Consider the following 8,471-nt stretch of genomic DNA (forward strand, 5'->3'; position numbering starts at 1 on the left):
CGAGGTTTCCCCGGTGCGACGCGACATCGCCCCCGTACGTAACCCTCGGGCGCGCCGCTCGTTGCAGCCGTCCCCCGCCAGGGATCAGCCTGGGGATCCGCGCAGGGACAGCGCGGGGATCAGTGCGGGGCGCCCCGCCACCCCGACACCGGGAGGGCGAACTTGGCGACGAGCCGGTCCGTGAAGGAGGCGTGGTGGAGCCGGGCGAGCCGGACCGGCACGGCACCCCGCCGCACCTCGACCCGTGCCCCCGCCGGGAGTTCCACCGTCCGCCGCCCGTCGCACCACAGCACCCCGTGCGGGGTGTGCGGCTCGACCTCGACGGCGAGCACCGACTCGGGGGTGGTGATCAGCGGCTTGGCGAAGAGTGCGTGGGCGCCGATGGGGACCATGAGCAGCGCCTCGACCTCCGGCCAGACGACGGGGCCGCCGGCCGAGAAGGCGTACGCGGTGGATCCCGTCGGTGTCGCGCAGATCACCCCGTCGCAGCCGAAGCCGGTCACCGGGCGCCCGTCGATCGCGAGGACGACCTCCAGCATCCGCTCGGGGGACACCTTCTGCACGGCCGCCTCGTTGAGCGCCCAGTCGCGGTAGAGGACATCGCCGTTCTCGTACACGACGACGTCGAGGGTCATCCGCTCCTCGACCTCGTACGCCCTCGTCACGACCCGGTCGACGACCTTGTCGAGGTCGTCGCGTTCCGCCTCCGCGAGGAAGCCGACGCGGCCCAGGTTGACGCCGAGCATCGGGACGCCGGAGGCGCGGGAGAACTCGGCGCCGCGCAGCAGGGTGCCGTCGCCGCCCAGGACGACGAGGAGTTCACAGCCGTCGAGCGCGTCGGAGCAGGCCTCCGGCACCTTCTCGACCGACGGCGGCAGCGGCAGGTCCGCGGCCTCCGCCTCCAGGACCCGGACGCCGATGCCGCAGCGCAGCAGGCCGAGGACGACCAGTTCGGCGCTGCGCACGGCGGCCGGCCGGCCGGTGTGCGCGAGCAGGAAGACGGTACGTGGTGCGGTCTCTGGTGCTGCTGCCGTTGAGCTCAACGAGGTCCTTCCGCCACGGCGCGGTCGACATCCGCCGGATCCAGCGCGGGCGCGCCTGCCCGCAGCCACAGAAAGTACTCGACGTTGCCCGAGGGGCCGGGCAGCGGGCTGGCGGTGACGCCCAGGACACCGAGCCCGAGTTCGGCGGCCCGGCGGGCCACGTTCTTCACGGCGTCCGCGCGGAGTTCGGTGCTCCGGACGACGCCGCCGGTGCCGAGCCGCTCCTTGCCCACCTCGAACTGCGGTTTCACCATGAGGACGAGGTCGGCGTCGGGCGCCGTACAGGCCACCAGGGCGGGCAGCACGAGCCCGAGCGGGATGAAGGAGAGGTCGCCCACGACGAGGTCGACGGGGACACCGTCGATGGCGTCGACCGTCAACTCGCGTACGTTCGTGCGGTCCTTCACGGTCACGCGCTCGTCGCTCCGCAAGGACCAGGCGAGCTGGCCGTAGCCGACGTCGACGGCGACGACATGCGCGGCGCCCGCGCGCAGCAGTACGTCGGTGAAGCCGCCGGTGGAGGCCCCGGCGTCCAGGGCGCGCCGGCCCTCGACCTTCAGCCCCTGGGGGACGAAGGCGGCGAACGCCCCGGCGAGCTTGTGGCCGCCGCGCGAGACGTAGTCGGGGTCGTCGTCGTCCTGGACGACGACGATGGCCGCGGCGGTCTCGACCTGGGTGGCGGGCTTGGTGGCGACGGTCTTGCCGACGGTCACCCGGCCCGCGGCGATCAGCTGGCTGGCGTGCTCGCGCGAGCGCGCGAGCTTGCGCCGGACCAGCTCGGCGTCGAGACGGCGGCGTGCCACTCCTGCCACGGTGGGTTCAGCTCCTGTTTTCGTACGGACGAGGGGTGGGGTGCGCGTCGAGCGAGGTCAGCTCGGCGCGCAGTCCACGGTGTACATCCTCGTACACCTCCAGGTGTCCGTCCGCCGGGAGGTGGTCCACCGCGGCGAGACGCTCCAGGTGGGCGTCGACGCCGGGGTGCCCGGTGGGCTGCCGTCCGACCCCGAGCGGCGCGGGCGCGGCGGGATCGCGGGCGTCCTCGGGCACGGCGGCGGGCGCGTCCTCGGGCCCTGTCCCGACCATCGGGTCCTGCGTCATCTCCGTCGCGTCGCTCATGGGCCCGACGCTACCGCGAACCCCTGGGGTACGGTCGACGGCGATGGCGACGATCACGGAGTGCCGCAGCGCACTGGACAGACTCTCGGACAACCTCACGCGCGCGGACGGCGACGTACGCGGGGCGGCCGCGCTCGACCGCACCCTCAGCTGCCACATCACGGACCTGGACACCACGTTCACGGGCCGGCTCGCGGACGGCCGCATCCGGGTCGAGGACACGGTGGCGGGCCCTCCGCCCGCCAAGGCGCAGATCCGGCTGGCGATGACCGGCGACGACCTGGTGGCGATGGTGGACGGCGAACTGAACTTCGCCAAGGCCTGGGCCTCGGGCCGGATCAGACTGGAGGCGGGCTTCCGCGACCTGCTGCGGCTCCGCTCACTTCTGTAGCGCGGGCTCCGGGGACCCCACAGGCCTCGGGACGCGGCTCTTCCGCCCGGCGGGCACGACCAGCGGCGTCCCCGTCTCCGGGTCGTCGATGACCTGGCAGCGCAGCCCGAAGACCCGCTCCACGAGCTCCGCGGTCACGACCTCGGACGGCGCGCCCTCCGCGACCACCTCACCGTCACGGACGGCGATGAGGTGGGTCGCGTACCGGGCCGCGTGGTTGAGGTCGTGCAGCACGGCGACGAGCGTCCGGCCCTGGTTCTCGTGCAGTTCGGCGCACAGGTCGAGGACGTCGATCTGGTGCTGGATGTCGAGATACGTCGTCGGCTCGTCGAGCAGGAGCAGCGGGGTCTGCTGGGCGAGCGCCATGGCGATCCAGACGCGCTGGCGCTGACCGCCGGAGAGCTCGTCCACGTACCGCTCGGCCAGCTCGGCGACCCCGGTCGCCTCCATCGACTCCCGTGTGACCCGCTCGTCCTCGGGCGACCACTGACGCAGCAGCCCCTGGTGCGGGTAGCGGCCACGGGCGACCAGATCGGCGACGGTGATGCCGTCGGGCGCCACGGAGGTCTGCGGCAGCAGACCGAGGGTCCTGGCCACCTTCTTGGCGGGCAGGGCGTGGATCGACTGCCCGTCGAGCAGCACGCGCCCCTCGCTGGGCTTCAGCATCCGGGAGAGGGCGCGGAGCAGCGTGGACTTGCCGCAGGCGTTCGGCCCGACGATGACGGTGAAGGAGTTGTCGGGGATCTCGACGGACAACTCGCGGGCGATGACCCGCTGCTCGTACGCCAGGGTCACCGATTCCGCGCTCAGCCGCTGCTGTCGACCGTCCATACCCGTACTCCCGTGCCCTGATCCCCGATGAAGTTAGGTTAGCCTACCCAATTTCACATCCCGAGCCGCGCGAGGGCCTCCGCCGCGTCCGGTACGCCCCCGTGAGCATCGGCCGCCGACCAGGCGGCCCCGCACAGGGCCCGCACCCCGTCCATCGACTCCCCGTCACGATCGCCCGGCCCGTCCAGCACCAGCGCACCCCCACTCACCGACGCCCGCCAGTCCCCGCACACGAACGCCCCGTCCGCGTCCGCGACGACCTCGGGCTGCCCCACGAGCAGTCCCCGCAGGTCGAGGTCCACATACGTCGGCCGGTGCTCCGGCACGGCCCTCAGCAGCTGCGCCACATCCGTCACCCCGGTCAGGACGAGCAGCGAGTCCACCCCGCCGTTGAACGCGCCCTCGATGTCCGTGTCCAGCCGGTCCCCGACCACCAGCGGCCGCCGCGCCCCCGTCCGCAGCACCGTCTCCCGGTGCATCGGCGGCAGCGGCTTCCCCGCGACCTTCGGCTCCGCCCGGCCGCCCGTGGCGATCCGTACGACCTCGACCGCCGCCCCGTTCCCCGGCCCGATCCCCCGTGTCCCGGGGATCGTCAGGTCCGTGTTCGACGCGTACCACGGCACCCCGCGCCCCACCGCGTAGGCCGCCTCCGCGAACCGCCCCCACGGCATCTCGGCCCCGCCGAAACCCTGCACGACGGCCGCCGGCTCGTCGTCCGCCGACTCCACCGGCTCCAGGCCGCGCTCGCGCAGGGCCACCCGCAGCCCCTCGCCGCCGATGACGAGGACGCGGGACCCGGGCGGCACGTCGTCGGCGATCAGCCGGGCCACCGCCTGCGCCGAGGTGATCACGTCTCCCGCCTCGGCCGGCACCCCCAGCTCCGTGAGGTGCTCCGCCACCGCGTCGGGCGTCCGCAGCGCGTTGTTGGTGACGTAGGCCAGGTGCATCCCGCCGGCCCGTGCCGCCCCGAGCGCCTCGACGGCGTGCGCGATGGCCTCCCCGCCCGCGTACACGACACCGTCCAGGTCCAGGAGCGCCGTGTCGTACGCCTCGCTCAGCGGCACCGCGCTGCCGTCCGGCCGCTTCCTGCCGACATCCTGCTGCCCCTGACCGTCCCGCACCGTCACCGCACACTCCTCGCCTCACCGGGTGGACATTCCCCCGCTCCCCCGATCATCGCTCATGGCCACCGCCCCCATACGATGTCGAGATGAACACCTCAGGTCACGCGGCCGCCGACGTCCGCGACGACGCCGCAGGGCTGCGCCTGGCCCCGTTCCGCGGACTCCGTTACGTCCCCGAACGGGTCGGCAGCCTCGCCGCCGTGACGTCTCCCCCCTACGACGTCGTCGTACGACCTGACGGACTGCTCCATCTGGAGTCGGCCGACCCCCACAACATCGTCCGGCTGATCCTCCCGCAGGCCATCACCGCCGGCACCAGCCACCGCAAGGCCGCCGTCACCCTCGACCGCTGGCTCGCGGACGGCGTTCTCGCCCCCGACCCGGAACCCGCGCTCTACGTGTACGAGCAGCAGGGCGACGGCATCCTCCAGCGGGGCGTCATCGGCGCCCTGGAGCTCTCCACCCCCGCCGAGGGAGTCGTCCTCCCCCACGAGGACGTCATGCCGCACGTGGTCGAGGACCGCGCCGCCCTGATGCGGACCACGGCCGCCAACCTGGAGCCCCTGCTCCTCACGTACGTGGGAGGTGAGGAGGGCGGCGCCGAAGCGGTCATCGAGCGGACCGTACGACGGGAACCGCTGCTCTCCACCACCACGGAGGACGGGTTCCACCACCGCCTCTGGTCGGTCACGGACCCCGCCGAACTCGCCGCGATCGCCGGCGGACTCGCCCGCCACCAGGCCCTCATCGCCGACGGCCACCACCGCTGGGCGACCTACCTCCGCCTCCGCGAGGAGCACCGCGCACCGGGCCCCTGGAACTACGGCCTGGTCCTCCTCATCGACACCGCCCGCTACCCCCTGCGGGTCCGCGCCATCCACCGTCTCCTCAACCGCCTGCCGGTGCCCGACGCCCTCGCGGCTCTCGACGGGCACTTCCGGGTACGCCGGATCGACGGGCCCCTGCCGACGGCCATGGAGGTCCTCGCGACCGCCTCGGCGGACGGCAACGCCTTCCTGCTCGCCGGTGACGGCGGCTTCCACCTCGTCGACCGCCCGGACCCTGCCCTCCTCGACCGTACGATCCGGACCGACCGCCCCCGGGCCTGGCGCACCCTGGACGCGACGGTCCTCCACTCCACGCTCCTGGAGCACGTCTGGCACATCCCGGACGCCCCCGAGGACATCAGCTACATCCACGACACGGAGGCCGCGGTCGCCCAGGCGGAACGCCGCGGCGGTACGGCGGTCCTCATGCACCCGGTACGCGAGGAGGTCGTACGGGACCTCGCACGGCAGGGCGTCACCATGCCCCGCAAGTCGACCTCCTTCGGCCCGAAGCCCGCGACGGGCCTGGTCCTGAGAAGCCTGGCGCTGGACTGAGGAAGGACCCCGGAGACGAAGAAGGGCGGCACCCACGGGGTGCCGCCCTTCTCACGTATCAACCGTGTCAGCTCTTGTCGCCCACGCTGTCGTCGGTGTCGTCCTCGTCGAGGTCGAGGTCGTCGTCCTCATCCTCGTCATCGACGACGACAACGTCCTCGGACTCCTCGTCCGACTCCTCGTCCGACTCGTCGAACGCGTCGACGAACTCGACACCGTCCATCTCGGCCAGCCGGTCCGAGGCGTCCGTGGCCCCGTCCTTGTCGGACTCGAGGGCCTTGGCGAACCACTCCCGCGCCTCGTCCTCACGACCGGCGGCGAGCAGCGCGTCCGCGTAGGCGTACCGCAGGCGCGCGGTCCACGGGTGGACGGCGCTGGAGGCGAGCTCAGGGCTCTGCAGCGTCACGATGGCCGCGTCGAGCTGCCCCATGTCCCTGCGGGCACCGGCGGCGACGAGCCGCATCTCGACCTGCCCGGCCTTGTCCAGCTTCGCCACCTCGGCCTCACCGGCCATGGCGAGCGCGCGCTCGGGCCGGCCGAGACCGCGCTCGCAGTCGGCCATGACGGGCCACAGCTCGACGCCACCGCTCATCCGGCGGGCGGCACGGAACTCGGCCAGCGCCTCGGAGTACTTTTGCGTCGCGTACGCGGCGAAGCCGGCGGCCTCGCGCACGGCGGCGACACGGGACGCGAGCCGCAGGGCGACCTTGGAGTACCCGTACGCCTCCTCCGGGTCCTCGTCGATCAGACGGGCGACCATGACGAGGTTGCGGGAGACGTCCTCGGCCAGCCCCTTGGGCAGGCTCATGAGCTCCTGGCGCACGTCCGGGTCGATCTCCTCACCGGTGACCTCCGGCGGGATCGGCAGCCGCTTGATGGGCGCGCGGTCGCTGCGCTCGCGGTCACCCCGGTCGTCCCGACCCCGGAACCCTCCACGGTCGCCACCCCGGTCGTCCCGACCCCGGAACCCACCGCGGTCGCCACCACGGTCGTCACGACGGAAGCCACCACCGCGGCTGTCGCCACCACGGTTGTCGTCCCGACGGAAGCCACCGCCACGGCTGTCGCCACCACGGTTGTCGTCCCGACGGAACGAGGACGGACGCTCATCCCGCCGGTCGTCCCGACGGAAGCCGCCACCGCGGTTGTCATCGCGACGGTCGTCACGGGGGAACGAAGGCCGCTCGTCCCGACGGAACGACGAAGGACGCTCATCACGCCGGTCATCGCGACGGAAACCGCCACCGCGGTTGTCGTCCCGACGGTCGTCACGGGGGAACGAAGGCCGCTCGTCCCGACGGAACGACGAAGGACGCTCATCACGCCGATCGTCCCGACGGAAACCGCCGCCGCCACGGTTGTCGCCGCCGCGGTCATCGCGGCGGAAACCGCCGCCACCACCACGGTTGTCGCCACCACGGTCGTCACGGGGGAACGAGGGCCGGTCATCACGCCGGAACGGCGGACGCTCACCCCGGTCATCACGACGGAAACCACCGCCACCACGGTTGTCGTCACGACGGAAGCCACCGCCACCACCGCGGTTGTCACCACCGCGGTCATCGCGACGGAAACCGCCACCACCGCGGTTGTCACCACCGCGGTCATCGCGACGGAAACCGCCACCGCCACGGTTGTCGCCACCACGGTTGTCGTCCCGACGGAAACCGCCGCCGCCACGGTTGTCGCCGCCGCGGTCATCGCGACGGAAACCGCCGCCACCACCACGGTTGTCGCCACCACGGTCGTCACGGGGGAACGAGGGCCGGTCATCACGCCGGAACGGCGGACGCTCGCCCCGGTCATCACGACGGAAACCACCGCCACCACGGTTGTCCCCGCCACGGTTGTCATCGCGACGGAACCCGCCGCCACCGCCACGGTTGTCACCACCGCGGTCATCGCGACGGAAACCGCCACCGCCACGGTTGTCGCCACCACGGTTGTCATCGCGACGGAACCCGCCGCCACCGCCACGGTTGTCACCACCGCGGTTGTCGTCACGACGGAAACCGCCACCGCCGCGGTTGTCCCCGCCACGGTTGTCATCGCGGCGGAACCCGCCGCCACCACGGTTGTCGCCACCGCGGTTGTCGTCACGACGGAACCCGCCACCGCCACGGTTGTCACCACCACGGTTGTCGTCACGACGGAAACCGCCGCGGTCGCCGCCGCCACGGTTGTCACCACCGCGGGTGTCGCCGCCACTGCGGTTGTCATCGCGGCGGAAGCCGCCCCCACCACGGTTGTCGTCACGGCGCGGCCCGCGGAAACCGCCCCGGTCGCCACCGGCACCGTCACCGTCCCTGCGACGCGGTTCGCGCTCCGGACGGTCGTCGGGAGAGTTGGTGGACATGGGTGTGGCTCCTGTCTTCGGGTACTGCAGTCATTCTCGCGCAGCCGGCACTCTGCCGCGCATCGGAAAAAGTCAAGCAAAAACAAAAGGACCCCTGGTCCCAGCGTGAACGCTGGGACCAGGGGTCCTGAAGAATTGTTCGGCGGCGTCCTACTCTCCCACAGGGTCCCCCCTGCAGTACCATCGGCGCTGAAAGGCTTAGCTTCCGGGTTCGGAATGTAACCGGGC

9 protein-coding genes and 1 rRNA gene are annotated in these 8,471 nt (G+C 72.4%); 2 read left to right on the forward strand and 8 right to left on the reverse strand.

Features of this window, described 5'->3' with window-relative positions:
* Window positions 1-119 precede the first annotated feature (119 nt).
* The 3 genes from ACIRB7_RS21755 to ACIRB7_RS21765 are packed head-to-tail and all read right to left on the reverse strand — an operon-like array spanning window position 120 to window position 2,159.
* A complete protein-coding gene (locus ACIRB7_RS21755; protein ID WP_403600993.1) occupies window positions 120-1,043 on the reverse strand; it encodes an NAD kinase in 924 nt (307 codons plus the stop codon).
* Complete coding sequence (locus ACIRB7_RS21760) at window positions 1,040-1,855, reverse strand: TlyA family RNA methyltransferase (protein ID WP_403600996.1); 816 nt, start codon at window positions 1,853-1,855, stop codon at window positions 1,040-1,042. Before ACIRB7_RS21760 ends, ACIRB7_RS21755 begins: the two co-directional genes overlap by 4 nt.
* A 7-nt stretch (window positions 1,856-1,862) precedes the next feature.
* Window positions 1,863-2,159, reverse strand: a complete 297-nt coding sequence (locus ACIRB7_RS21765; protein WP_403600999.1) for a hypothetical protein — start codon at window positions 2,157-2,159, stop codon at window positions 1,863-1,865.
* Window positions 2,160-2,202: 43 nt separating this feature from the next.
* Between ACIRB7_RS21765 and ACIRB7_RS21770 the strand changes: the two genes are divergently transcribed.
* Window positions 2,203-2,550 (forward strand): SCP2 sterol-binding domain-containing protein, encoded by a 348-nt coding sequence (locus ACIRB7_RS21770; RefSeq protein WP_403601002.1) that lies wholly within the window; start codon window positions 2,203-2,205, stop codon window positions 2,548-2,550.
* Here the strand turns inward: ACIRB7_RS21770 and ACIRB7_RS21775 are convergent.
* Together ACIRB7_RS21775 and ACIRB7_RS21780 are read right to left on the reverse strand one after the other, a co-directional pair.
* Window positions 2,539-3,381, reverse strand: coding sequence for an ABC transporter ATP-binding protein (locus tag ACIRB7_RS21775; protein ID WP_403601005.1), 843 nt, complete (start codon window positions 3,379-3,381; stop codon window positions 2,539-2,541). The two genes, ACIRB7_RS21770 and ACIRB7_RS21775, sit on opposite strands and share 12 nt — an antisense overlap.
* Window positions 3,382-3,434: 53 nt before the next feature.
* Window positions 3,435-4,508, reverse strand: coding sequence for an HAD-IIA family hydrolase (locus ACIRB7_RS21780; protein ID WP_403601008.1), 1,074 nt, complete (start codon window positions 4,506-4,508; stop codon window positions 3,435-3,437).
* Window positions 4,509-4,591: 83 nt separating this feature from the next.
* Between ACIRB7_RS21780 and ACIRB7_RS21785 the strand changes: the two genes are divergently transcribed.
* Window positions 4,592-5,887, forward strand: a complete 1,296-nt coding sequence (locus tag ACIRB7_RS21785) for a DUF1015 domain-containing protein (RefSeq protein WP_403601010.1) — start codon at window positions 4,592-4,594, stop codon at window positions 5,885-5,887.
* A gap of 67 nt (window positions 5,888-5,954) precedes the next feature.
* Here the strand turns inward: ACIRB7_RS21785 and ACIRB7_RS21790 are convergent, their stop codons facing one another.
* The 3 genes from ACIRB7_RS21790 to rrf form a co-directional block, all read right to left on the reverse strand.
* On the reverse strand, window positions 5,955-6,755 hold the full coding sequence (locus ACIRB7_RS21790; RefSeq protein ID WP_403601075.1) for a tetratricopeptide repeat protein: 801 nt from the start codon (window positions 6,753-6,755) through the stop codon (window positions 5,955-5,957).
* Window positions 6,692-8,182, reverse strand: a complete 1,491-nt coding sequence (locus ACIRB7_RS21795) for a hypothetical protein (RefSeq protein ID WP_403601078.1) — start codon at window positions 8,180-8,182, stop codon at window positions 6,692-6,694. The genes ACIRB7_RS21790 and ACIRB7_RS21795 overlap by 64 nt, the downstream gene beginning before the upstream one ends.
* Before the next feature lie 198 nt (window positions 8,183-8,380).
* Window positions 8,381-8,471: ribosomal RNA gene (rrf, locus tag ACIRB7_RS21800) — 5S ribosomal RNA — on the reverse strand; the annotation flags it as partial.

Source organism: Streptomyces sp. NPDC093795, from assembly GCF_044764665.1.
In the GTDB taxonomy this organism is placed as follows: domain Bacteria; phylum Actinomycetota; class Actinomycetes; order Streptomycetales; family Streptomycetaceae; genus Streptomyces.

Bases quoted from the DNA above. Each gene is read 5' to 3' on its own strand.
- ACIRB7_RS21785 (WP_403601010.1), top strand. From the start codon at position 4,592: ATGAACACCTCAGGTCACGCGGCCGCCGACGTCCGCGACGACGCCGCA.
- ACIRB7_RS21765 (WP_403600999.1), bottom strand. From the start codon at position 2,159: ATGAGCGACGCGACGGAGATGACGCAGGACCCGATGGTCGGGACAGGG.
- ACIRB7_RS21775 (WP_403601005.1), bottom strand. From the start codon at position 3,381: ATGGACGGTCGACAGCAGCGGCTGAGCGCGGAATCGGTGACCCTGGCG.
- ACIRB7_RS21770 (WP_403601002.1), top strand. From the start codon at position 2,203: ATGGCGACGATCACGGAGTGCCGCAGCGCACTGGACAGACTCTCGGAC.